The sequence below is a fragment of the Porphyromonas pasteri genome, from assembly GCF_014647755.1.
GTDB classification, from domain to species: Bacteria; Bacteroidota; Bacteroidia; order Bacteroidales; family Porphyromonadaceae; genus Porphyromonas; species Porphyromonas pasteri.
In genome coordinates this window covers 32788-56006 of the sequence record NZ_BMPU01000002.1, presented here as the reverse complement: position 1 = coordinate 56006, position 23219 = coordinate 32788, and the positions used below count along the sequence as shown (strand labels likewise).

18 protein-coding genes and 1 other RNA gene are annotated in these 23219 nt (G+C 58.6%); 6 read left to right on the top strand and 13 right to left on the bottom strand.

Annotated features, from left to right (window positions below):
• Positions 1 to 167: 167 nt before the first annotated feature.
• Both ssrA and IEX77_RS03790 read left to right on the top strand, forming a co-directional pair.
• Positions 168 to 577, top strand: a transfer-messenger RNA (tmRNA) gene (ssrA, locus tag IEX77_RS03795).
• A gap of 130 nt (positions 578 to 707) precedes the next feature.
• Positions 708 to 3323, top strand: coding sequence for a glycoside hydrolase family 2 protein (locus IEX77_RS03790; protein ID WP_188807795.1), 2616 nt, complete (start codon positions 708 to 710; stop codon positions 3321 to 3323).
• 15 nt (positions 3324 to 3338) lie between these two features.
• Here the strand turns inward: IEX77_RS03790 and IEX77_RS03785 are convergent, their stop codons facing one another.
• On the bottom strand, positions 3339 to 3959 hold the full coding sequence (locus tag IEX77_RS03785; RefSeq protein ID WP_188807794.1) for an HU family DNA-binding protein: 621 nt from the start codon (positions 3957 to 3959) through the stop codon (positions 3339 to 3341).
• A 592-nt stretch (positions 3960 to 4551) separates the two neighbouring features.
• Here IEX77_RS03785 and IEX77_RS03780 point away from each other — a divergent pair.
• Positions 4552 to 5625 carry an AAA family ATPase gene (locus IEX77_RS03780; protein ID WP_188807793.1) on the top strand — a complete coding sequence of 358 codons (1074 nt, stop codon included), beginning with the start codon at positions 4552 to 4554 and terminating at the stop codon, positions 5623 to 5625.
• An 88-nt stretch (positions 5626 to 5713) separates the two neighbouring features.
• On the opposite strand, the gene IEX77_RS03775 is transcribed toward IEX77_RS03780, so the two are convergent.
• Positions 5714 to 6106, bottom strand: a complete 393-nt coding sequence (locus IEX77_RS03775; RefSeq protein ID WP_188807792.1) for a hypothetical protein — start codon at positions 6104 to 6106, stop codon at positions 5714 to 5716.
• A 201-nt stretch (positions 6107 to 6307) separates the two neighbouring features.
• Here IEX77_RS03775 and IEX77_RS03770 point away from each other — a divergent pair, with 201 nt between their 5' ends.
• The 3 genes from IEX77_RS03770 to IEX77_RS03760 all read left to right on the top strand — a co-directional run bounded on the left by IEX77_RS03770 (position 6308) and on the right by IEX77_RS03760 (position 9435).
• On the top strand, positions 6308 to 6673 hold the full coding sequence (locus tag IEX77_RS03770; RefSeq protein WP_188807791.1) for a nucleotide pyrophosphohydrolase: 366 nt from the start codon (positions 6308 to 6310) through the stop codon (positions 6671 to 6673).
• A gap of 13 nt (positions 6674 to 6686) precedes the next feature.
• Positions 6687 to 7562 carry a deoxyribose-phosphate aldolase gene (deoC, locus tag IEX77_RS03765; RefSeq protein WP_188807790.1) on the top strand — a complete coding sequence of 292 codons (876 nt, stop codon included), beginning with the start codon at positions 6687 to 6689 and terminating at the stop codon, positions 7560 to 7562.
• Between the two features lie 136 nt (positions 7563 to 7698).
• Positions 7699 to 9435: a phosphoethanolamine transferase gene (locus IEX77_RS03760; protein ID WP_188807789.1), complete on the top strand. Its 1737-nt coding sequence runs from the start codon at positions 7699 to 7701 to the stop codon at positions 9433 to 9435.
• A 23-nt stretch (positions 9436 to 9458) separates the two neighbouring features.
• Here IEX77_RS03760 and IEX77_RS03755 read toward each other — a convergent pair whose 3' ends face one another.
• The 11 genes from IEX77_RS03755 to queF all read right to left on the bottom strand — a co-directional run bounded on the left by IEX77_RS03755 (position 9459) and on the right by queF (position 23198).
• Positions 9459 to 10121 (bottom strand): M15 family metallopeptidase, encoded by a 663-nt coding sequence (locus IEX77_RS03755; RefSeq protein ID WP_188807788.1) that lies wholly within the window; start codon positions 10119 to 10121, stop codon positions 9459 to 9461.
• A gap of 263 nt (positions 10122 to 10384) precedes the next feature.
• Positions 10385 to 11698 carry a thioredoxin fold domain-containing protein gene (locus IEX77_RS03750; protein ID WP_044115095.1) on the bottom strand — a complete coding sequence of 438 codons (1314 nt, stop codon included), beginning with the start codon at positions 11696 to 11698 and terminating at the stop codon, positions 10385 to 10387.
• 12 nt (positions 11699 to 11710) lie between these two features.
• Entirely contained in the window at positions 11711 to 12172 is a 462-nt protein-coding gene (locus IEX77_RS03745) for a hypothetical protein (protein ID WP_188807787.1), read from the bottom strand.
• Positions 12173 to 12186: 14 nt separating this feature from the next.
• The gene (locus IEX77_RS03740; RefSeq protein WP_188807786.1) at positions 12187 to 12894 is read right to left on the bottom strand and encodes a fasciclin; all 708 of its coding nucleotides are present in this window, start codon (positions 12892 to 12894) and stop codon (positions 12187 to 12189) included.
• A gap of 22 nt (positions 12895 to 12916) precedes the next feature.
• Positions 12917 to 14464, bottom strand: coding sequence for a RagB/SusD family nutrient uptake outer membrane protein (locus tag IEX77_RS03735; RefSeq protein WP_188807785.1), 1548 nt, complete (start codon positions 14462 to 14464; stop codon positions 12917 to 12919).
• The gene (locus IEX77_RS03730) at positions 14464 to 17934 is read right to left on the bottom strand and encodes a SusC/RagA family TonB-linked outer membrane protein (RefSeq protein ID WP_188807784.1); all 3471 of its coding nucleotides are present in this window, start codon (positions 17932 to 17934) and stop codon (positions 14464 to 14466) included. The genes IEX77_RS03735 and IEX77_RS03730 overlap by 1 nt, the downstream gene beginning before the upstream one ends.
• 171 nt (positions 17935 to 18105) lie before the next feature.
• Positions 18106 to 20976, bottom strand: a complete 2871-nt coding sequence (locus IEX77_RS03725) for a M16 family metallopeptidase (RefSeq protein WP_229770788.1) — start codon at positions 20974 to 20976, stop codon at positions 18106 to 18108.
• A gap of 178 nt (positions 20977 to 21154) precedes the next feature.
• The gene (locus IEX77_RS03720) at positions 21155 to 21604 is read right to left on the bottom strand and encodes a nucleoside deaminase (RefSeq protein ID WP_188807783.1); all 450 of its coding nucleotides are present in this window, start codon (positions 21602 to 21604) and stop codon (positions 21155 to 21157) included.
• Positions 21604 to 21825 (bottom strand): hypothetical protein, encoded by a 222-nt coding sequence (locus tag IEX77_RS03715; RefSeq protein ID WP_044123917.1) that lies wholly within the window; start codon positions 21823 to 21825, stop codon positions 21604 to 21606. The genes IEX77_RS03720 and IEX77_RS03715 overlap by 1 nt, the downstream gene beginning before the upstream one ends.
• 21 nt (positions 21826 to 21846) lie before the next feature.
• Positions 21847 to 22728 (bottom strand): diacylglycerol/lipid kinase family protein, encoded by an 882-nt coding sequence (locus tag IEX77_RS03710; RefSeq protein WP_188807782.1) that lies wholly within the window; start codon positions 22726 to 22728, stop codon positions 21847 to 21849.
• The gene (gene queF, locus IEX77_RS03705) at positions 22725 to 23198 is read right to left on the bottom strand and encodes a preQ(1) synthase (protein ID WP_009432540.1); all 474 of its coding nucleotides are present in this window, start codon (positions 23196 to 23198) and stop codon (positions 22725 to 22727) included. Before queF ends, IEX77_RS03710 begins: the two co-directional genes overlap by 4 nt.
• Positions 23199 to 23219: the final 21 nt, after the last annotated feature.

The window sequence follows — 23219 nt, the reverse complement described above, 5'->3', positions numbered from 1 at the left end:
GCTCCGACCAGTAGTGGTTGCATATAGTGACCAGTACTGCTTCGCTTCGTGACCAGTACTGGTTTGCTTGCGGACCACTACTGGTTTCTACCACCCTCCACTACGGGTGCGCACCCCCGATATCGTGATGCAGTACCTTTTCACTATCTTTGCAGTACAGACCTTACGGGGATGACCTGGCTTTGACAGCATGAAGAAGTGGTTTGTAAGCATGTAGTGCAAGGCTTGTGAGCACTCTAATCTCACAGAGCAAAAATTCAACTGGCGAAAATAACTACGCTCTCGCTGCGTAACCGAATAGAGTAGGTTCGACGCTTCATCACGACGACAGACTGTTGTGACGAGACATCACTCAGGTAGCCGTTCTCACCGAGGCGACTTGATCATAGTGGTGCCGGAAAATCGGAGACTGGCCCAATGCTTGCCCTTGGCTTGGGAGTGTATTTAGAGGGATAAGGCACTGCCTATGGTAGCCTCAGTCGCGGGCGGTGCACGAAAACCTAAAGTGAGGATAAACATGTAGAAAGCAGATTAGTTCCATGTTTGGACCGGGGTTCGAACCCCCGCATCTCCACTCATTAAGGATCCGATCAGGCGACAATGGTGGCAACCGCCCCGTTGTCGCCTGATTTCTTTGTATAGACTACCTTTGTCAGAGGTACACTCACTTCTTACTAATCCGTTGCCCCACAAAGTGCCCCACATATATGAACCGATCGCTACACCGTGCGCTCTATAGCTGCGCCCTTCTCCTCCTTACCCTGATGATGACTCAGACTGCTGCCCTTGCCCTCCCCTCCGATACGCTGACCCTTAGCCGTGGCTGGACCTTCAGCGAGCACGGCAGCTCCGAGGTGCATCCTGCGACGGTGCCTGGTGTCGTGCAGCAGGATCTCATCCGCCTGGGCAAGCTCCCCGATCCCTATTACCGCCTCGCTGAGGACTCTATCCAGTGGGTCGGTGAGCGTGACTGGGACTATGCTTGCACCTTCGCCCTCAGCCCCGAGCAGCTCCAGCGTCCGTCGATTCACCTCCTCTTCGAGGGGCTGGATACCTACGCTTCGGTCTATCTCAATGGGCAGAAGATCCTCGAGGCGGGGAATATGTTCGTAGCGCACGAAGTCGATATCCGCCCGTATGTGAAGGCCTCGAATCGCCTGGAGGTGCGCTTCCGTTCGCCTCTCACCGCTGCCCTCCCGCTCTACGAAGCTGCGGGCATCAACTACCCCGCGGACAACGACCATGCGGAGAAGCATCTCTCGGTCTTCACCCGCAAGGCACCCTATCACTACGGCTGGGACTGGGGCGAGCGCATGATCACCATCGGCATCTGGCGCCCTGTACGAGTGCTCCTGCGTGGGGCGACCTTCTTCGCTGAGCGCCCCGTCGTGACCTATCACCCCGAGCGAAGCCTGCCCATCGAGGTGCGCCTCCCCGAGGGTGCTGTCCGAGGGAGCGAAGCGACGCACCTCAGCTACCGCCTCTATGACGCTACGGGGCGACTGGTCTTCGAGCGTACGGCACCTCTTGCCGACTTCATCACCCCGACTGAGCGTGGGGGCTTGCACGCTCTGGCTAATCCCCAGCTGTGGTGGCCCAATGGCTTAGGGAAGCCCTACCGCTATAAGGCACGCTTTGAGCTCCTCGAAGGCGAGCGTGGCCGTGTGCTTGACGTGGCGCAGTGCGCTGTCGGGCTACGAACGATTGAGCTGGTGCGTGAGAAGGATAAGGACGGGCAGAGCTTCTTCTTCCGTGTCAATGGTCAGCCGCTCTTCGCTAAGGGCGCGAACTATATCCCCGGCACCTTGCTTCTCCCGACCCGCACGGAGGCCGATCGCAAGCAGCTCTTCGACGACGTCGCTGGCTCGCACTTCAACATGCTCCGCGTGTGGGGTGGGGGGACGTACGAGGAAGATGCCTTCTACGACGAAGCAGATGCACGTGGTATCCTCATCTGGCAGGACTTCATGTTCGCCTGCACCGCCTATCCTGGAGATAGCGCCTTCCTGAAGAATGTCCACAGTGAGCTGGTGTACAACATCCGCCGTCTGCGTCAGCACCCCTCGGTGGCGACGTGGTGTGGCAATAATGAGATCCGCGAGGCGCTGAAGTACTGGGGCTGGGCAAAGCGCTATCCGAAGGAGGTGTATGAGAAGTTCTGGCGCGACTACGAAGCCCTCTTCTGCAAGCTCATCCCCGAGACGCTGCGTGAGGAAGACCCCCTGCGTCCCTATATCGAGAGCAGTCCCGACACGGTGAACTGGGGTCGCCCACAGGAGATGGGACTCGGTGAAAGCCACTACTGGGGCGTATGGTACGGCCGTCAGCCCTTTGAGATCCTGCGTGAGCGCATGCCCCGCTTCATGAGCGAATTTGGTGTGCAGTCCTTCCCCATGCTCCCGAGCATCAGCCGCTTTGCCCGCCCTGAGACGGACTACGATCTCGAGAGCGACGTGATGAAGGCGCATCAGAAGAGCAGCATCGGCAATGATGTCATCCTCCACTACATCCGTCAGAACTATCCCGAGCCCCGTGACTTCGCGGACTTCGTCTACCTCTCGCAGGTGATGCAGGGGCGTGGTATCGCCCTCGGCATCCGTGCTCAGCGTGCCGCAGCGCCCTTCTGTATGGGCAGCCTTTACTGGCAGCTCAATGACGCTTGGCCTGCTGTCTCTTGGTCGAGCATCGACTACTATGGCGAGTGGAAGGGCTTGCAGTACGAGGCTAAGCGTGCCTTTGCACCCATCATCCTCGTCCCCGACACAGCACAGGGCAAGATGCTACTCACCTACGACCCACTACCTCGCCAGCGTCAGGTAAGTCTCACCGCTGAGGTGCGTGACTTCTCGGGTCGCCTCGTAAGACGGCATACCTTCGCCCCCGAGACGCTCCCAGCGCGCCAAGTCGGTCGCCTTGAGGTCGCACTTCCGATGGAGAAGCTCTTCACGAGTGATGCCGAGCGCAAGGGAGCCTTCGTACACTACGAGCTGCGTGATGCACGGACGAAGGCGCTCATCACCGAGCTCACCGACTACGCTGCCCGCACCAAGGAGCTGCGCCTACCTCGCACGAAGGCAGGGGACTTCACGCTCAAGACGACCCGACGTGCTGGTACGCTCTTCATCGAGATCCAGAGCAAGACGCTCCTGAAGGACGCTTACATCGACCTTGGGGAGACGGGCTGGCAGCTCTCGGATAACTTTCTCGACATCCTCCCAGGTCGTCGCTACCGCCTGCGTGCTACGCGCCGTCAGAACGCCCCTGCTCGCACGACGACAGCCCTTCCCACCGTCACCCTCCGCTCCATCACGACGGTAGAGTAGGGAGGACTTCCCCGCTCAATCCTTGCTGGGAGGAAGCGTGTAGACGAGTTGGGCCCGCGTGCCATGACGCATAAGCAGGCCTTCTTCGGCGAAGGAGCGCAGCTCGGCAGAGGCTGCTGTGTGGGAGAGCGAGACGAGTTGCTTGTATTCCTTGACGCGGAGGACGCCGTGCTCGCGCAGGAAGGCTTGCGCCACGGTAAGTCGTTCGCTCTGCCCTGTGTGGGGGCTTGCGTAGACTTGGCGCTTCTGTCGGCTCAGGCGGCAGGCTTCTCCCGTGGCATGAAGGAAGGATTTGTCGGGGCGGAAGGCTATCCCAGCGACGCGAAGGCTCACGGCGTTGCGGTGCCCTTCGGCTTCTATCTCGGGCGTGACGTCCTTGCGATAGCCGAGCTTGGCACGGAAGGAGCCGAGCCCTTCGATGCGGACTGCGTAGCCAGCGGCGATACTGTCGCTCATGGCGTCGATGAGCAGGCCGACCATTCCTTCGACTTCGGCGGCGGCGAAGGTCGTGCCACGCGCGATTTGCTCTGCCAGATCCCGAAGGTTTGTCGTGCCCTCAATGAGGATGCGAGGGGAATGAAGCCGCTTCCCACGCCCGAAGGCCTTCGGCAGCTCTCTCATGATGTACTTTGCCATACGCTGTGTTTTAGAAGGTAATGTCCTGATGAAGGCGGGGCGAAATGCTCTGCGCCGAGGTGCTTTGCCTGTCGGATGCCCCACTTCCCAGCTGAGGAGGTGGGGCTTAATGCTTTATGGTGTAAGGCGTTTGTCGGCGAAATAACTCCCGTTCTTCCGTATCAAAAGTACATAACTCTTCGCAAGAAAACTATGATCCCTCCGAAGAAAAATCGCGCCGTCGCTCGTCGTCCCATACGCCGACGGCCGATACCGTGCACGCCGACGACCGAAGGCGCATAAGCCGACGGGCGAGGGCTAAGCTATTTCTCAGCACTCTTCCAACTTTTCGCCAGAGACCTTCGGACTTTTTCTAAGCTGTTTGAGCTCTTTTCTTCAGCTCTTTTCTTGCTCTTTTTGAGGTTGTTTCCCCCTCATTCTACCCACTACCTCCCCCTCGGAGAAGGCATTGCCCGCGCCTTCTCTGTCTCCTTCGTCAGGGGAAGTCCCGTCTTAGGCTCGGCGAAGCGATCCACTTGGCCCGCCTGCTATCCTTACGATTACACCGAAGAGGCGTATCTTTGTGCGGCTTTGTCCCCCTAAAAGATTACAGATGAACAAGAATATCACTCGCATCGCCCTCACCGGCGGCCCTTGCGCAGGTAAGACCACCGCCCTGGCGCAGATCATCGAGCACTTCAGTGACCTCGGTTACCTCGTCTACGCACTCCCCGAGACGCCTACGCTCTTTAGCAATGCGTCGATCAACTTTGGCACGCCCGACCGCCAGTACTTCTACAACATCGAGAAGGCCGTGATGAAGTACCAGCTGCAGATGGAGGATACCTTCCTCGAGCTCGCACATACTGCTCCGCATCCTGTGCTGATTATCTCCGATAGAGGGACGATGGACATCTCGAACTATATCGAGCGCACAATGTGGCAGGCCCTTCTCGACGAGCTGGGACTCTCGGAGATCAAGCTCCGTGACGCGCGCTACGACGCCGTCATCCATATGGTCACCGCAGCACAAGGCGCGGAGGAATTCTACACGCTGGAGAACAACGCTTCGCGCCACGAGACCGTAGAGGAGGCTCGTGACCTCGATGCTCGCATCCTCAAGGCTTGGACGGGACACCCCCATCTGCATATCGTGGAGAACAATGTGGACTTTCAGGAGAAGATCCGCCACGTCCTGCAAGCCATCCATGAGACGCTGGGCGACGATCCCGCTACCTTCACCGATATCCGCCGTCGCTTCCTCGTGCAGGTGCGCGGTGAGATCCCCTTCGGCGTAGAGACCGACCTTTATCAAGCATATATTGATATGGAAGACGGCTCGAGTGTCCGCATCCGTAAGCGCGGTCTGCGTGGCAACTACGTGTACTTCATGACGCGCAAGAGCCCCATCGAATCGCAGTCCATCATCACCGAGCGCCAGATCGGCCCCGACGAATATATCTCTTACCTCAACTCCATCCCCTCGCCTGACGACGTACTCGTGCACAAGCTCCGTCGCAACTTCGTCTGGGCAAAGCAGTACTTCGAGGTGGATGACTTCATCGAGCCCAAGCGCGACTACCAGGTCCTCGAGATCTCGTGCGCACCAGATCAGGAGGTGAAGTTCCCTCCCTTCATCGAGGTCATCAAGGAGGTCACAGGCGATCCCGTCTACGGACGCTTATAGTCCTTCGCCACTTCCCCATAGGCCATCGGCCCCGCAAGACGAGCGTCTTGCGGGGCCGATGTGGTATCAGATGGGTAGGAGGTGCGCCTTAGCAGCAGTAGAGGCTGGCCGCTAAGAAGAGTGTCAGGGCGAGCGTCAGCAGGAGTGTCGTCGGGACGACGATCCAGCGACTCTGACCATACTGCTGGCAGGCGATGAGAGAGAGGATGAGGGAGAGGACGAGTGGCAGGATCACTGCGGCGATGGCGACACCCATACTCTGGCCCAAGAAGAGCTGATTCATCATCTGCATCGAGAGCGAGATGAAGAATGCCAGCAGCGTGAGGGTGAAGATCACCATCAGCGTGAGGAGGGTTGGTTTGGGGTACACGATAGCTGAGGTATTGCGGCGGGCGTTGGTGCTTACAGCAGCGTGCGTCTGTCGGGTGTAGGGAGTGTGTGTGGCTCCCGGATTCAGTTCGATGCCAGGGTCTCTACCCATTGGCTAAGCAAATGTACAAGTATTTTTCTCGACAAGCCCCCACACGTGCGGAGCTAAGTCCCCGAAGGTAGAGCTCGCTCCCCCAGAGCTGAGGCGTGCTGAGGCTATGATGACTACTGGTATTGGCGTATCTTTGTATAGGCTGGAGTGGGCCAAGAGACCTTAGCCCCAGCCGAATTTACCCCTCTTCTCTCCCAGCCAATGGACAACAAACTTACCCTCGGGGAGGCGCAGCGCCTCGTCGACGAATGGATACAGAACTATGGTGTGCGCTACTTCGCACCCCTGACGAATATGGCTATCCTCACCGAGGAGGTCGGCGAAGTGGCTCGCCTGATGTCTCGTCTCTACGGCGAGCAGAGCTTCAAGAAGAGCGACGAAGACCATAACCTCGGCGACGAACTTGCTGACGTGCTGTGGGTCGTCCTCTGCATAGCCAACCAGACGGGCGTCGACCTCGAGGCAGCTCTCAAGGCGAATATCGAGAAGAAGACCCAACGGGACAGCGAGCGCCACCGCACCAATCCCAAGCTCGTCCCCGACACCCACCCCGAGACTCAACCATAATACCCACATACTGATGGCAGAAACAAATCAAACTAAGTACACCGAGGCATTCGGTGCCTTCGCCCCTGCTCTCACTGTCGAGGAGCTCGACAGCCGTATCGCCAAGATCCTCAAGGAGCGCTTCGAGAAGAACAATACCCGTGAGGTCAAGAAGTTCCTCCACTCGACGATCGACCTGACGACGCTCTCCGGTACCGATACCGAGGAGAAGGTCGCTCAGCTCGTCGCCTCTGTCAATGACTTCGAGGGTACGGAAGACGTCCCCTCCGTCGCAGCTATCTGCGTCTATCCGAACTTCGTCAAGACCGTCCGTGAGGTCCTCACTGCCGAAGGCGTGCAAGTAGCCTGCGTCAGCGGCTGCTTTCCTGCTTCGCAGAGCTTCCCTGAGGTGAAGATTGCTGAGACGGCACTGGCTATCGCTGCTGGTGCTGACGAGATCGACATCGTCCTCAACCTCGGCGCCTTCCTCGCTGGTGACTACCTCGAGGCTTCGACGGAGATCGAGGAGCAGAAGGCTACGGCTCGTGGCGCACACCTCAAGGTTATCCTCGAGACGGGCGCCCTGCGTGATCCCGAGCTGATCCGTCGTGCCAGCATCCTCGCACTCTTCTCGGGAGCTGACTTCCTCAAGACATCGACGGGGAAGGAGTTCCCTGGTGCCGACCTGCGTGCTGCCTACATCCTCTGCTCGGTGCTGCGTGAGTACCGCGAGAAGTACGGCGAAGTGCGTGGCGTGAAGTTCAGCGGCGGTATTCGCTCAGCCGAAGAAGCTGTGAAGTACTACTGCCTCGTCGAGGCTCTCCTCGGGGAGGAATGGCTGGACAACCGTCTCTTCCGCATCGGGGCAAGTAGCCTCGTGGGGAACCTCCAGCAGGAGATCCTCGGCTAAGCAGCCCTATCATTACCTCTAATATCGCACACAGGCTACCCCGACTCCGCACGAGCGGAGGGGGTAGCCTGTCGCGGTATGTAGGGCATTTTTTGTACGTTTGCCTACCGATAAGCATTTGACAATCCCACCACTTATGGCATTCAATACCTCCTCCTCCGAGGGCTCATTCCTTGGGCGCTACCTGCAGCGCCTCTATAGTCTGCGCTTCTTTGCGCTCCTACTCTTCCTGCTCCAGACGTGGGCTGCGGGAGATTACTACGTAGGGCAAGGGCGCTTGCCTTATTCGGGCGAAGCCATTTACCAGACGCTGAGCCTCCTGACTTGGAGCTCTATCCCTACGCTCATCATCGCGCTCTTCCCCTATCGCTGGCTGAGAAGGGTGCTGCAGGGCCTCACGATCTTTGCCTATAGCTACCTGCTCCTCTTTGAGTCCTTCCTCGTCTTCTCCTATAGTTCGCTCTATACCGACAGCATCGCGCTGAATATCCTGGCGACCAACCCAGGGGAAGCCTCTGCCTTCTTGGAGAACCTCAACTATAAGGTCTTCCTCCTCCCGCTCCTGGTGCTTCTCGTACTCTTTGCCCTCACCTATGCGCTCACACGCCGCTGGGGGAAGGAAGTGGGTACGTCGCTACGCCGTGGCCTCCTCTTCTGTGGGATGCTCGTGACACTGCCCATCTCGTGCTTTGTCGTGCGTCCTGCGCAGCTCTCCACGATGAGCTACCTCTATATGGCGCCCGTCGAGCGTATCTATATCGGTACGACGAGCTGTATCGCCGATGCGGAGCTACTGGCTAAGTACAGCGCGAATGCACGCAACTTCGATGTGGGTGCTATCGAGCATACACGTGATATGAAGGGCGTCACCGTCGTGGTCGTCCTCGGCGAATCTATGCGACGCAACTATATGCACTGCTACGGCTATCCACTGGAGAATACCCCTAAGCAGGACTCACTTGTCAAGACGGGCGACCTCGTCCTCTTCTCTGACGCTATCTCTTCGGCAGCCTGGACGACGGGCTCGATCTCACAGAGCATGAGCTTCTACACCCTCGAGGGCCCTGAGAAGGAGTGGTACAAATACCCCGCACTGCCCCTCGTACTCTCGAAGGCAGGCTACTATACCTACTGGGTCAGCAATCAGGAGAAGCAGGGTACGGGTATCCAGCCTATCCCCACGCTCGCCTCTACGTCCGACAGCACACGCTTCGTGCGCATCCGCACGGCTGGCGACTGGAATGCCTCTCCTGATAGCGATATCCTCCCGCTGCTCTTTGACCGCACGAAGACTCCCGCAGGGAAGGATCTCTTTGAGGTCGTGCACCTGATGGGCTCGCATACCCCCTATTCCGATCGCTACATCCACGAGAAGGCGCCCTTCACCGTAGACAACCTGCCGAAGACGCTCCCCAACGGGAAGCCAACTCCTACCGATGCCAAGCGCCGTGGCATCATCTGCGACTATGTGAACTCGATCCACTACAACGACCAGATCGTCGCACAGATCTTCCAGCGCTACAGCCAGACGCCCGCCATCGTCATCTACCTCTCCGACCACGGGCAGGCCGTCTTCGAGAATCCCGAGCGCCCCGACTACTACGAGCATGAGGTGTCACAGGCTGGGCTGATGATCCCCCTTATGGTGTACGCTTCGCCTGCGCTGCGCAAGGAGCACCCCGAGGTCTACGAGCAGATCGTAGCGGCGAAGGATCGTAAGATTATGACCGACCTCTTGGCGAACTCCATCTGTGGTCTCCTGGGCGTCAAGACGAAGTACTACAACGCACGTCAGGACTTCTTCTCCAGTGAGTACGACAATGCCCGCCGACGCCTGGTGCAGGCATACGACGGGCAGATGCGTGAGTTCTAAGTCTGGTGCGAGTGGGTGTGCCCTTAGAAGTCTAAGAGGCGGTAGCGCTTGCGCACCTCCGGCATCGACATACGCTCCTGATAGTGCCACCACTCTTTGTCATAAGGGCGCAGGCCCTCGGCTCCTAAGAGTCGCTTCATCAGCGCCCTATTCGTAGGGACCTCTGGGGCAAAGACGCCCTTCTTCACTAAAGCCCCTTCATCTCCGAGGTGAGCCTCCTCACCGAAGTGATCGAAGGGGCTTCCCATATCCAGCGGTTTGCCAGCGGCATCCACGATGGTGAGGTCCACCGCTACGCCGTAGTTGTGGCGTCCACCACGCTCGGGGGCGGCGACGTAGATCTTCTTCGGCGTGCCAGCTACGGCCTGATACATACGGCGCTGTACGCTCTGTGGGCGTGCGGCATCATAGATGAGGAAGGCATAGCCGGGCTTCTCACGCTCGAGAGCCTGCTGGGCACGGGCAAGTGCGCGTGCCAGATTGGGGTGGAGGTAAGCCTTGCGTAGCGAGCCGTACATATTCGCCCCGATGAAGTTGTCGCGCGTAGCGTACTTCAGCTCGACACGGATGCGGGGGGCGAGGCTGGTGACCTCGACGAGGCCATAGGCCTGCATAAGGGAGTCGAGGTTGCGAGCCGAGAGGCTCGTCGTAGTGAGGAGGAAGAGGGTGAGTAGGAGGCGATACATTGCTAAGTCTATGAGGGGGGAAATGCGACCAGTACTGGTCGGTGAAGTAACCAGTATAGGTCAGCGATCGGACCAGTACTGGTAACTAATAGTGATCAGTACTGGTCGAAGCAGTGACCAGTAGTGGTCGAAATTGTCCCCTCTATGAGACGCTGATTAGCAGCACTCTATGTGGGGATGTCGGGTGCAAAGATAAGAGGAAGCCCCGAGAGTCACGAGCGGACTCTCGGGGCTTCCCCTATGATGTAGTCGTCAGGTGCGGCTTACTTCTCGAGGAGCTCGAGGGTAGAGAGCTTGTAGACGACGGAGGCCTGGATCATCTGCTGGGCCTGCTCAGCAGCACCCATCTGAAGTGATTCGCCATAAGCCTGGTTGTAGTATTCGCGTGCCTGCTTGTAGTCCTTCAGCTCGCGGTAGGAGTCCCCGACCATGACGAGGAAGTTGATCTTATTCATCAGGGTCGTTTCGTTGGGGATAGCCTTCTGGAGCCAAGCGATAGCCTGCTTGTGGTCAGCGGCCGTGAGCTTCTTGCCTGCAGCGTTGTAGAGGGACTGAGCAGCGATACCGTAGTCAGCAGCGTTAGCGTCTTCGCCGAGGCCATTGAGGTAGCTGGACATGAGCTTGATGTACTGGGGCACGTCCTTATTCTTGTAGATAGCGAAGAGTGCACCGTAGTAGTCGACGGACTTCTGGTAGGGCGTGACGGTCTTGAACTTGATCACGTCGTAGGCCTTCTTGTAGTCTGTGCGGATCTTCTCGAGGTACGTCTTGTAGGACTCGTCGCCCTTCTTGACGAGGTCGAGCATGCGCTCATCGTTCTTCTCGATGACGTAGTAGGCAGCGGGCTCACCGACAGCAGCGATCCATGCGTCGAGGTTGGAGTTGATGTACTCGACGACACGTGCTACTTCGTCAGCGTCATCACCACCGAGGTTGCTGATGATCAGGTAATCCTTCTTGTTGATGAGGCTGTTGTCAGCCATCTTCTTCGCGAGGTAGTCCTTGTAGAGCTTACGGACACGTACGACCCACTTCTCAGCGTCCATGCCGTCCTGCGTGGTGAGGAAGCGTGGGGCGATGGTCAGCAGCTCCTGCTGGATCTTTAGATCGTTGGGCTGTGCGCGGTGCTCCTTGTAGAGCTCTTCGAAGCCCTTGACCTCACCGATAGCGGTCTTACCCATCTCGAGCAGCTCTTCGGCCTTCATAAAGCCGACGTTGATCTGGATAGCCTTGCCGTCGGGAGCGATGATCCCGAGGGTAGGGAAGGCCTCGACCTTGTACTTCTTAGCGATCTCGACGTTCTCGGGAGCCTCGGCATCCATCTGGAGGTTGACGAACTTCTCGTTGAAGAACTTCCCGACCTCGGGCTGGGTGAAGATGGTCTTCTCCATCTTCTTACAGGGCACACACCAGGTAGCGTAGAAGTCTACGAAGAGGGGCTTATTCTGGCGCTGAGCTTCAGCGAGGGCTTCGGCGAAAGTCCCCTTGAAGAAGCGTATGCCAGCCTCCTGAGCGGAGACGAAGGAGAAAGCGAGGAGAGCTACGACCAGAGAGGTCACATACTTGAGGTATCTCATAGGGAGCGTGTATTAGGCAGCGTCTTGGATAATGAAGGTGAAGAGGCCACGGAGCTCACGGCTGTAGCCTTCGTTGTAGACCCGTAGATTGACGGTATAGCGCCCATTGGGGAGGTTCTGCACCGCGGTGGGGAAGAGGTTGATGGTACCGCCATTGACGGTGATCGTACCTTTCTTGACGGCGGCAGCGAACTTCTCGGCATCGCCCCCATCAGCGACATCGACGCTGAGGAACTCATAGTTCACGGGGTTCGTGCCCGAGACCCCCTGGATACGCTGGGAGGTCCAGGGGGCGGGATAGGTCTGGGTCAAGCTGTGGGGATCGTCATCGTCGACCGTGCGGTAGACGTTGAGTTCCTTAGCGGAGAATGTGGCGTGCGTCGCATCGAGGTAGCCCACGGCCATCTTGCGGCAAGAGGGCAGCGCAAGGGCGAGGATCACGAGGAGCAGGCCATATATAGATCTTGCAGTCATCGGATGAAAAGGGTTTAGAAGTCCGTAGGCGTGAAGTCGTACTGGAGCGAGTGGACGACGCCCGTACGTGTCTGGATATCGTGCGAAGCGATATCACGCGAGATGCTGGTCGTGGGGGAGACGATGTGCAGGCGGTTCGCCCCTGAGCCCGCTACCCCTGCATAGGTGTCGCGGAAGGTGTAGAGCCAGAGCTGCTTGCCCGAGGCCATCGTGTAGGTCTTACCACCCGTACCGATGGTGCTCCCGTCGGCGGCCTTACGCCCAGCGGGGAAGTCCTCGAGGAGGAGCTTCTCCTGTGGGATGACGCAGTCGAGGATGATGCTGCGGCACGTAGCCACGCTCATACGGTCGATGAGCTTCATCGTCTCCTCGTCGGTGAGCGTGCTGGGGTCGACGGCATCAGCGGGAGAGGTGCCGTCCGCATTGATACCATAGGTGCGGTAGAGGTAGCGGCGGATGCTGTGGTTCGTGATCCCGAGGAAGGTGATGTTCGGGCCATACTGCGTGTTCGTCCCCTGGAAGAGATCTTCGAGGCCGGCACGCTTGGTCATATAGACGAGGTAGCTCCAGTTGTAGCTATCAGTCTGGAAGTACTCCCACATCGTCGTGTCGTGGTAGGACGTAGCCTTGCCCGTCTCGATGAAGTCATACTTCGTACACGAGGAGAAGAGACTGAGGACGAGTAGTGCGAGCAGATATATTGGATGCTTGATCGTACGCATAACGGATAGATCTTAGAGGGTACTACATGTAGCGGAACCAGTAGGGACGCTGCAGGATGAGGCCGTTGATGACCTTACCATCCTTGTCGCGCTGGGCGCTCGATGGGATAGGCAGGCAGAGGGCACCACCAGCGATATCCGCCGTGGAGAGCGTGGGGAACTTACCCGTGAGCTCGGTCTTGACGTAGCCGTTGCGCAGGATATCGTAGTAGCGGGTATCGTTCTCAAGGATGAACTCACGCTCGCGCTCACGGAAGATGGCCTTCTTCAGGTCGCTCTCACCCGAGGCGGGATAGGTCTTCGCACCGGCACGTGAGCGGATCTTATTGAGGTCCGAGATCGCCATGGAGGTGTCGCCCAGCTTATTCGCACACTCGGCGCGAAGCAGGTAGACATCTGCCAGACGCCAGTAGACGTAGTTGGCATTGATGCTGAGGAAGCTCTTGCCAGACTCAGCGCTCTGGTCGATAGCGAAGACTGCGTTGCGGAACTTGTAGGGCACAGCGTAGTTCACGCCCGATACCGTGTGGTCGGTATTGAACTCATAGAAGAAGGCCGTACGGCGCGCGTCATTCGCATCGGGATAGAGCTTCTGGATGGTGGACTTCTTCAGGCGGAAGGAAGCCTGTGCCAGATCCCCTTCGGTGAGCGTGCTGTTGACGGGCCACGTAGCGAAGAGGTTGGCGACTTCGTTCTTAGAGGTCGACTCATTGCCACGGCTCTTATCGTAGACGAGGGTGAAGATCTCCTCGGGGTTCGTAGCACTGGGGTCAGAGAGGAGCTGACAGAGTTCCTCGGGAGTCGAGACAAGGCTGTAGGTACCGACTTCGCCGTTGATGACCTTAGAGGCATACTCGACGCTCTTGCGGTAGGCCTCAGTAGCGTCTACCGAAGACTCGCCGTAGAGCTCGGCCATGCTGCCCTTCCAGGCATAGAGGTGTGCCAGAAGCGTGGCGCTATTGCCCTTGCTGCCGTACTGCTTGGAGGCGGGTACGCTACCGGAAGTCGTGCGGAGCTTGTCGTAGGTAGGCAGGAGCTCGAAGGCCTTGAGGGCATGCTCGATACCTGCGTCGATGACCTGCTGCTGCGTAGAGAGGCCGTAGGTCTTCAGGTCCTTAGCGTTCTCCGTGATGACCGCCTGACCATAGGCGCGGGAGAGCATGAAGTAGCCGAAGCCGAGAGCGAAGTGTGCCTGACCAGCGTGGTAGGCGTAGCGCTCTTCGGAGAGGCCTTCGGTCTTGTCGATGTTATCCAGCAGGAGGTTCGCCTCGAAGATCATACGATAGACGTATTCCCAGTCGGCGGAAGCCTGGATGATACTACGAGGATTACCCTCGCGGAGCTGCCCATCATCCTGCGTCTCGTCTGCAAGGAGGCCGACCTTCGTCAGAGGCGTGAAGGCGTCCATGCAGTTGTCGAGGTAGAAGTGGATGGTGGTCGTCGTCGTATTGAGCTCAGCCTCTGTGGAGAATGCATTGCTATAAGTGATGGCATTCTCGGGCGTCAGGTCCAGCTTACAGGAGGAAGCCAGGAGCGTGAGCGCCAGGGCGGGAAGGATATAGCGTTTCATTAGAACTTCAGATTGAGACCAAGTGTAAGCTTGCGGTTGAGGGGGTACATACGGCCCGTGTCCTTACCCGTAGCAGGGTCGACGATCTCGGGGTCAAGCCCAGAGTAGTTCGTCAAGAGGAGGAGGTTCTCACCAGCGAAGTAGATACGCACATCCTTCATGCGGAGGCGCTTCGTCCACGTTTCGGGGAGAGAGTAGGAGAGGCTCAGCTGCTTGAGGCGGAGGTAGCTCACACGCTCGATGTTGGTATCGATGTCGCCATCGAACTGACCCGTGTAGCCGTCATCAGCGAACTCGAGTGAGGGATACTCGGTCTTGTCGCCAGGGTTCTGCCAGAAGGTAGCGCGGGAGAAGTCGTTCATCACGACGCCGAACTTCTTATTGAAGAGGAAGGCACCGTTCTTCACCATATTCATCATGCGCTGGTCGATCGTATAGGTCAGCAGCACATTCAGAGCGAGACGCTTGTAGGTGAAGGTATTCGTGATACCCCCGTAGGCCTTGGGCAGTGCGCTACCAGCGTAGTAGATGTCTTCGCTGTTGATGTAGCCGTCGCCGTTCTGGTCCTTGATCTTACGACCACCGACACGCAGTGGGTAAGCGAGCGAACCGAAGGAGAGGGGTACACGCAGACCCGTCTGGTCGTAGTAGTAGGGGATAGCAGACTCGTCCTGTACGAGGCCTTCATCCTTGTAGGTATAGATACCATAGATGGGGCGGCCGAGTACCTTGTCGCCGAGGTCCTTGCCGTCGTAAGAGGCGAGGAAGCGGTTCCAGTTGCGAGCGATATTGAAGCGGAGGTTCCAAGAGAAGTCCTTGCGGCGCACGAGGTCAGCCGAGAGGTCCAGCTCAAGACCTTCGTTGGAGATAGCCGAAGCGTTCGTCCAGGTCGTCTTCGAGATGAAGAAGTTACCTGGGGTGGGCACCTGCATCAGCAGGTCATAGGAGTGCTTGTAGTAGTAGTCTACCTTGACCTTGAAGCGGTAGTTGAAGAGGTCGAGGTCAAGACCGAGGTCATACTGGTCGCTCTTCTCCCACGTCAGGTGGCTATTGGCCATAGCGCTGGGCTGGAGACCGGGCTGACCGAGGAAGGAGTTCGACTCTTCCATCAGACCGTGGGCGAGGTAGGCTTCCTGGAACTTCTGACCGCTCTTACCCCATGAGGCACGGATCTTACCGAAGCTGAGGAACCAGAAGTCCTTCATGAACTGCTCCTTGGAGAAGGCCCATGCAGCACCGAGAGAGGGGAAGGCTGCCCAGCGGACATCACGGCCGAAGACCGACGAGCCGTCGTAGCGGAGTGAAGCCTCGAGCATGTAGCGCTTGTCGAAGTTGTAGGCGACACGGCCGAGATAGCTGAGCATGATCTGCTCCTGACGGTCGGTCGTCACGCGCTGGAGGTATTCGTCACGGCCCTCTACGTTGCGAGCCTGTGGCCAGCCATCACCGATCTCATAGATCTTGTTGGTAGGACCACCAGCAGCCTTACCCTTGATGTTCTCCATCAGGTCGTAGGTCGTGGTCATCCCTGCCATGAGGTCGAAGTTGTGACGGTCACGCAGGTTGAAGCGGTAGGAGAGGATGTTCTCCCACTGGATCATGGCGACCATCGAGCGAGAGGCTTCGACGGAAGAGAGGTTGTTACTGTTGAGGTAGGAGGGGCGGAAGACGTGGTTGTTAGAGAAGTACGCGTCACCCGAAGCGGAAGTGGCGAACTTCAGCCCTGCGATGGGGGTGTAGTCGATACCGACGGAGAGACGGGCATTGAACATCCCATTGCGGGCACGTACATCACGGATCTTCTGCAGGGTGAGCTGCTCAGCGATAGAGCCACGACCTGGGTAGACCGTAGGCGTTTCCTTCGGGTCGACGTCGAGCCCCTGGATGTTGGAGCCGCTGATAGCTTGCTGCTTGTTGTAAGCGAGGTTGAGGCGCGTGAAGGCGTTGACCTTAGGCGTGAGGCGCAGGTCAAGGTTCGAGAGGAAGCTGAGGCGCTTGAAGCCCGAGTTGATCTGGATACCGCGCTCGTCATAGAGACCCGTGCTGACGAGGTAGCGCACGTTGTCGTTCCCCCCAGAGGCATAGAAGTCACCCGAGGTCACGCGACCTACCTGGAAGATGTACTTCCACCAGTTCGTGTCATTGTTATAGAAGGCATTCAGCGAGTCCTGTGCGGAGGCAGGGGGCTGGTTGTCCTTTGTCAGTACATTCCCGTTACCCCAGAAGTAGTCGTAAGCCCCGTCGAGGGTAGGTTCCCAGCCGTAGGATTCTCCGTAGCGGCGGGGGAGGATGTAGCGGTTGGTCGTATAGTCGTTGTGGCCGATACGCTGGTGCTGTGCGAGGATGTTGTGCACACGGCGCTCACCATGGCCACGCATCTGCAGAGGCGTGGAGGGGAGGAAGGAGACGGACTGCGAGAAGTTCAGACCGAACTCTGCCTTGCCTGACTTACCCTTCTTCGTCGTGATGAGCACGACCCCGTTACCCGAGCGGGAGCCGTAGAGCGAAGCGGAGGCAGCGTCCTTCAGTACTTCGACCGACTCGATGGTCGAGGGGTCAAGACCTGCCAGGGCATTGATACCACCGGTAGACTCAGCAGAGACCTTCGAGAGGGGTACCCCGTCGACGACGAAGAGAGGTGAGCCGTCGTTGATACCCTGGTCGTTGAGCGAGCTGATACCGCGGATATTGATACGCGTACCGCCACCACCAGGTGAGCCCGACTGGTTCGTCACCGACAGCCCCGACATCTGCCCCTGCAGGAGGGACTGGAGGCTGGGTGCGGGAGCGTCCTTGAGCTGGTCAGCCTTGATCGAGCTGACGGCCCCGACGAGCTCCTGCGTATTGCGTCGGCCGTAGGCGATGACGGTGACACCGTCGAGGGACTTGACGTTCTCCTTCAGGACGACCGTCACGGGCTGTCCTGCGGTGAAGGTGGCACTATTGTCGTAGTAGCCGACGTAGCTTATCTGGAGCTCGCCAGAGGCCTTGTCGGTATTGATGGTGAAGGCGCCATCGATGCCCGTCTGGGCGCCGAGCTTCGTGCCCTTGATGCGGACGCTTGCGCCTATGATGCCTTCGCCACGAGAGTCCTTGACGACCCCTGTGACTTGGCCCTTAGCGGTAGCCTGCTGCTGGGGGCGGAAGATACGGATGGTCTTGCCGTCGACGGCATAGATGAATGGAGTGCCCTTGAGCAGGCCTTCGACCGCCTTCTCGGGAGTTACCTCGTCGAAGGAGACGGTGGCTTTGTAGCCTGCGGTACGAAGCTCAGGCTCGTACTCAATCTTGTAGCCTGAGTTCTGGGCGATGAAGTCGAGGATAGAGGCGATGTCCTTGTCTTTGAAGGAGACCGAGACGGTCGGCGTCGCAGGGGTCTGGCTCCAGCCCTCAGTGGGGGTGGAGAGTCCCAGCGCACACAGGCAAAGCCCGAGGGCCAGACGCCGGCGTATTCTTAATGGTTGTCGCATGGAGGATAGGTATAGGTATGACTTATCTATCGAGGTGTAGGGATATATCAGAGGCGCTGCGGTGTATGTGGTGCTGACGCAGCGACTCTCAGAGCCCGTGAGAGAGGGCCCTGAGAGTCTACTGTCGGAGTCAGCTGTGCTTGCGCATATTGATATGTATAGCGAGGGGGCTTAGTGCTCCCAGGTCTTTGCTTCGGGGGCGAGGCTCTTGACGACGATGTCACGGCGCTTGCCTTCGTCGAGGAGCTTCTTCAGCAGGGAGGAGACGTCCTGAGCTGTGACTTCGGAAACCTTGACCTCCTGACCAGTAGCGGTCTTCTTGGAGAGGTCGGGGGTCTTGCCTGTCTCAGCGTAGGCATTCAGGAGGGCGATCCATACGCCGAGGCCCATGCCGTCACCGGCTTCCTTCGCCTCAGCCTCTTCGTCGAGGACCTGAGGGATGTGGACCTTCTTATACTCGTCGCGGTCGATCTGACCTGCTGCGATGGAGCGGAGGATCTCATAGGTGCGGGCCTTGAGGTGGTCGGCCTTAGCACGTGAGGTGATGAAGTGGATCGAGAGACTCGTGCTGGCTACAGGGTCGTCGGTGTAGTTCGTCTTGACGGCGATGCTGTAGGTACCCTGCTCCTTCTCACGAAGCTCATCGAAGAGGCGGTTCTGCAGGAGGGGCTCCAGCAGGCCGAGGGCGATGCGCTCGCGGTCGGTGAGCTTCTTATCTCCGAGGAAGGAGAGCTCTACTTCGCCCAGATCCCCCTCAGTGTCGACCTCGAAGGTACGCTCGATGACACGCTCACGGGAGCTGTGGTCACGGATCGTGTAGGTGCGACGTGGTGCCTTGGGGTTGCCAGGCAGGGCTGCCAGATAGGTCGTGACGATGCGCTTAGCTTCGGCTTCGCTGATGTCACCGACGAGGCAGCCTGTCAGCTGTGAAGCGTCACCGAAGTGCTCTGCGTAGAGGCGGGGCAGGTCGCTCAGCTTCATCTTATCGTAGAAGGCGTTGTCCTCACGAGGGTTGGCCTCGGTGATGGGGTTCAGCAGTTCGCTGATCTCGCGGTCAACGGCTTCGCGACCCTGCTGGGGCTTTGAGTCGTAGATGTAGCGCTTACGCTGGAGCCACTTGTCGAAGATCTGCTGATCGAAGCGCTGCTTATTCAGTACGAGGTAGAGGTAGGAGAAGAGGTCGTCTACGCCGTCCGTCTTACTACGCGCCTGCATCCCATCGATGTACTCGGTGATGGAGAGGTTGACCTCCATGGGGCGGTTGCGCAGCCACTGGGCGAGCTGGTTGCGGTCGTACTTATAGAGACCTGAGGCCATGATGAGGCTCTGCATAGCCGAGAAGGAGGGGAGGTCGGCTGGCTTGACGATGGACTGACCACCCTTAGCCGAAGCGAGGAAGAGGACTTCGCCCTTGAGCTCCTTAGCCAGATTCTTATAGATGACCTTCATGCCATTGGAGAGCGTCCACTCGGTAGCGTCGAGTGAAGGGATCTTCTTCTCACGAGTGATCTTCCCTGCGGGGAGCTTGAAGTCGATGAGCTTCGTGATAGGTGCAGGCTCACTGCTTTCGGCAGCCTGTACGGGAGTATTGTGAGCTGCCAGCTCCTTGAGGAACTCCTGCTCGCCGATAGCTGGTACGGAGGGGCTATTGGTATAGGCGACGAAGGCGAGGTTGCGGTCTCCCATCGCACGCTGCTTGAGCCAAGCACGCAGGTCGTCAGCCTCCAGCTCGACGAGTGCCTCGAGGTTGTCCTCGAGCTGCTGGCGGAATTCGCGTATCGGCGTACCGTAGAGGTAGTTGTTGCGGTAGATGTCGATGAAGTTCTGTGGCGTACCGAGGCCCTTGTCATCGCTCAGCACTTCCTTCATGCCATCATAGAGCTTCTGCTTCTCGGCCTCGAAGGCATCATCGCTGAAGAAGCCATAGGGCATCTGAGCTCGAGCGGCGAGGATCTGCTGGAGGGCAGTCTTGTCCTGACCCGAGTAGGGTACGAAGTCCCATGCGAACTGCCCATAGCCACGTACCAGTGGTGAGTAGCTCACCGAGGCAGCGACATAGGCTTCCTCACCACGGTTGCGCAGGCGAGCGAAGTACTGTGGAGCCAGGGTGTTGAAGAGCTGCCCGAGGAGGTAGTCCTTCGTAGCCTCTGTCGTGGGGCGGTTCGTGGGGGTAGCTACACGCTGGTAGAGCCCGTAGGAGTGTGAGCGGTTCTCCTTATCGGTGAAGCGATAGTAGAGGGGCTGCTCATTGTCGTCGATCGCATAGGGAGGGCGTGCCTTAGCATTGCGAGGTGCGGGGAGCGAAGCGAAGAGCTTCTGCACCTTCTGCTCATAGGCGGCGGGGTCGATATCCCCGACGATCATCACGCACTGCAGGTCGGGGCGGTACCACGTCTTGTAGAAGGCCTGGATATCGGGATACTTGAAGGTCTTCAGGACGTCGAGGCTACCGATGACATTGCGCTTGGAGTACTGCGAGCCATTGTAGATGACGCCGGCGATACTATCGCTGAGACGCTTGTCAATGCCGCCACGCTGGCGCCACTCTTCGATGATGATACCGCGCTGCTTCTCCGTGTCCTTCTCGGTGATGGAGATGCCACTGCACCAGTCCTTGAGGATGAGGAGGACGGAGTCGGTGAGGCCCTTCTCAGCCGTGGGGACATCCATGATGCTGTAGCGCGTGTCGTCCGTGCCCGTGCGTGCGTCGAAGCTGTACAGCCCACGCGTGCGCAGGTAGTTCATCACGCCACCAGGGAAGTGCTCGGTGGCTTCGAAGGCCATGTGCTCGAGGTAGTGGGCAAGACCATTCTGCTTGTCGTCCTCGAGGATCGCCCCGACATTCTGTAGGAGGAAGAAGTGTGCCGTACCCTCGGAGGCACCCGCATCACGGCTGATGTAGTACGTCAGCCCGTTGGGGAGACGGCCTGTGCGGAGGGTAGATACTTGTGCGGATAGTTGGGTGTAAGAAAGCCCTCCCAAGGCAGCTGCTATCAGGAGGCTTTTCGCGAGTCGAGTCGCGCGTGGTGTCTTAGTCGTCATCACGTATTGGGGTCTATTGATCAGGTTACGTTAGTATAGTATAGTGGGAGGACGCTCCTCCCCCGAGTTCAGAGTAAGGCGCTTTCCCGCCACTCATAAAACGCTCCAAATGTACATAAAGTGCCCCAATACTCGTACTAAGGCGCACTAATATGGTATGAGATGCGATAAACAGAGGCTATCGGCGCGCTACGAAGAAGCGCTGCATCAGCTCGCGCGCCTCGTCGGCAAGCAGTCCTCCGCGTATCTTGGCACGACGGGGGAAGAGGTCGGGCGCATAGTGTCGGTAGCCGAACTTCTCCTCTCCTGCACCATAAATAATCTCCCCTAAGCGGGCCCAGAAGAGAGCCCCAGCGCACATCACGCAGGGCTCCACTGTCACATAGAGCTGACAGTCGGGGAGGAACTTACTACCCATATACTCCGTGGCGGCTGTCACCGCCAGCACCTCGGCATGGGCTGTGGGGTCACTGAGGCGCTCGACCTCGTTGTGCGCTCGGGCGATGATCTGCCCGCGGCAGACGACGACAGCACCGATGGGTACTTCGCCCGCTTCGTAGGCCAAGGCCGCCTCAGCGAGGGCCTGGCGCATGAAGTATTCGTCAGAGTAGGGGAGGATGGTACTCATCACTGCATCTCAGCTTCGTCGAAGAGGAAGGGCGCATTGCGCTCATGCTCCGTGATGACCTCGGCCATGATGACCTCGCGCATCCAGCCCGTGCGGCTCGCGATACGTCGGCTCTCACAGTGGTCGATGATCGCCTTGTACTCCCGCTCGTTGAGGGTGAGCGTGAGGCGGTGCGTACGTCGGAGGCGTGGGCGTGGGGGCAAGGCCCGTTTCTTAGCCATGGCGTGCTGAGAGGAGGCGTGCTATTGGGGGATGATGACGTGCAGCGAGTGGGGGCACAGCTTGATGTCGATGGTGGTACCCAGCTCGAGGGGCTCACCGTCGATATGTACGGCGCCTGCTGTGGGGCGCTCGATACGGAGCGACTTGATGCGCTCGGTCTCGTAGTGCTTGTTGCCAGCGAGCTTGCCGAGCATGAGGTCACCTAAGACCACAGCTGCCTCGAGGACGGGGAAGGGGCGTATGATCGCCAGATCCAGCAGGCCGTCCGACAGGTCTGCCTCGGGAGCGATGTAGGCATTGTTCCCGTACTGCGTGGCGTTCGCCACGACGAGGACGAAGGCCTCCGTCTCGAGGGTGCGCTCACCGTCGTTGATGTCGAGGCGATAGGTCTCGGGCTTGAAGGAGCGGTACTCCTCGATCATGGTGCGCAGGTAGGTCACGGGGCCACGTGTGGAGGCCTCGGCGAAGGACCTACTGACGGCAGCGTCGAAGCCCATCCCGCAGGTGCAGAAGAAGGGGCGTCCGTTGAGCTCGCAGCTGTCGATGGCGATACGGCGACCGCTGACGAGCTGCTGGATGACCTGATCGCTCTTCATCGAGAGGCCGAGCGAGCGTGCCAGGCCATTGCCCGAGCCCTTCGGTACGATGCCGAGAGCCGTCTGGCTCCCGACGAGGCCGCGTGCGACCTCATTGACCGTGCCATCACCTCCGACGGCTATGACGTGGTCGTAGCCTTCGCTGGCGGCACGTCGGGCAAGCTCTTCGGCGTGCCCTGCGGCCTTGGTGTAGGTGAGGAAGAGCTCGTACTCCGATGCGTTGTAGGCTTGGCCTAAGAGATCGGGGATATTCTTCTTCGACCCCGTACCAGAGATGGGGTTGATGATGGCAAGGACTTTCTTCATCGTACGGGGTGATTAGCTAAGCGCTGGAAGGCGAGCTCCTCGTACTTCGTGCCGGGGCGCCCGTAGTTGGCGAAGGGGAGGATGCTGATACCGCCGCGTGGGGTGAAGTCCCCGACGACCTCGATGTATCGTGGATCCATAAGCTCGATGAGGTCCTTCATGATGATATTCACGCAGTCCTCATGGAAAGCCCCGTGGTTGCGGAAGCTGAAGAGATAGAGCTTAAGGCTCTTACTCTCGACCATGCGTACATCGGGGATGTAGTTGATGTAGATCGTCGCATAGTCGGGCTGTGCCGTGATGGGACAGAGGCTGGTGAACTCGGGGCAGTGGAAGCGCACCCAGTAGTCGTTGCCCTGATGCTTGTTAGTGAAGGCCTCCAGTACCTCAGGAGCGTAGTCCTGGCTGTACTGGGTGGTCTTTGATCCGAGGAGGGAGAGTTCGTTCTCTCCGTCACGTATGCTGGCCATAGGGTCGTCTGTGATGATGGG

Excerpts from the sequence above, each read along its gene's own strand:
- IEX77_RS03790 (WP_188807795.1), top strand. The coding sequence starts at position 708 with ATGAACCGATCGCTACACCGTGCGCTCTATAGCTGCGCCCTTCTCCTC.
- IEX77_RS03785 (WP_188807794.1), bottom strand. The coding sequence starts at position 3,959 with ATGGCAAAGTACATCATGAGAGAGCTGCCGAAGGCCTTCGGGCGTGGG.
- IEX77_RS03780 (WP_188807793.1), top strand. The coding sequence starts at position 4,552 with ATGAACAAGAATATCACTCGCATCGCCCTCACCGGCGGCCCTTGCGCA.
- IEX77_RS03775 (WP_188807792.1), bottom strand. The coding sequence starts at position 6,106 with ATGGGTAGAGACCCTGGCATCGAACTGAATCCGGGAGCCACACACACT.
- IEX77_RS03770 (WP_188807791.1), top strand. The coding sequence starts at position 6,308 with ATGGACAACAAACTTACCCTCGGGGAGGCGCAGCGCCTCGTCGACGAA.
- deoC (WP_188807790.1), top strand. The coding sequence starts at position 6,687 with ATGGCAGAAACAAATCAAACTAAGTACACCGAGGCATTCGGTGCCTTC.
- IEX77_RS03760 (WP_188807789.1), top strand. The coding sequence starts at position 7,699 with ATGGCATTCAATACCTCCTCCTCCGAGGGCTCATTCCTTGGGCGCTAC.
- IEX77_RS03755 (WP_188807788.1), bottom strand. The coding sequence starts at position 10,121 with ATGTATCGCCTCCTACTCACCCTCTTCCTCCTCACTACGACGAGCCTC.
- IEX77_RS03750 (WP_044115095.1), bottom strand. The coding sequence starts at position 11,698 with ATGAGATACCTCAAGTATGTGACCTCTCTGGTCGTAGCTCTCCTCGCT.
- IEX77_RS03745 (WP_188807787.1), bottom strand. The coding sequence starts at position 12,172 with ATGACTGCAAGATCTATATATGGCCTGCTCCTCGTGATCCTCGCCCTT.
- IEX77_RS03740 (WP_188807786.1), bottom strand. The coding sequence starts at position 12,894 with ATGCGTACGATCAAGCATCCAATATATCTGCTCGCACTACTCGTCCTC.
- IEX77_RS03735 (WP_188807785.1), bottom strand. The coding sequence starts at position 14,464 with ATGAAACGCTATATCCTTCCCGCCCTGGCGCTCACGCTCCTGGCTTCC.
- IEX77_RS03730 (WP_188807784.1), bottom strand. The coding sequence starts at position 17,934 with ATGCGACAACCATTAAGAATACGCCGGCGTCTGGCCCTCGGGCTTTGC.
- IEX77_RS03725 (WP_229770788.1), bottom strand. The coding sequence starts at position 20,976 with ATGACGACTAAGACACCACGCGCGACTCGACTCGCGAAAAGCCTCCTG.
- IEX77_RS03720 (WP_188807783.1), bottom strand. The coding sequence starts at position 21,604 with ATGAGTACCATCCTCCCCTACTCTGACGAATACTTCATGCGCCAGGCC.
- IEX77_RS03715 (WP_044123917.1), bottom strand. The coding sequence starts at position 21,825 with ATGGCTAAGAAACGGGCCTTGCCCCCACGCCCACGCCTCCGACGTACG.
- IEX77_RS03710 (WP_188807782.1), bottom strand. The coding sequence starts at position 22,728 with ATGAAGAAAGTCCTTGCCATCATCAACCCCATCTCTGGTACGGGGTCG.
- queF (WP_009432540.1), bottom strand. The coding sequence starts at position 23,198 with ATGGCCAGCATACGTGACGGAGAGAACGAACTCTCCCTCCTCGGATCA.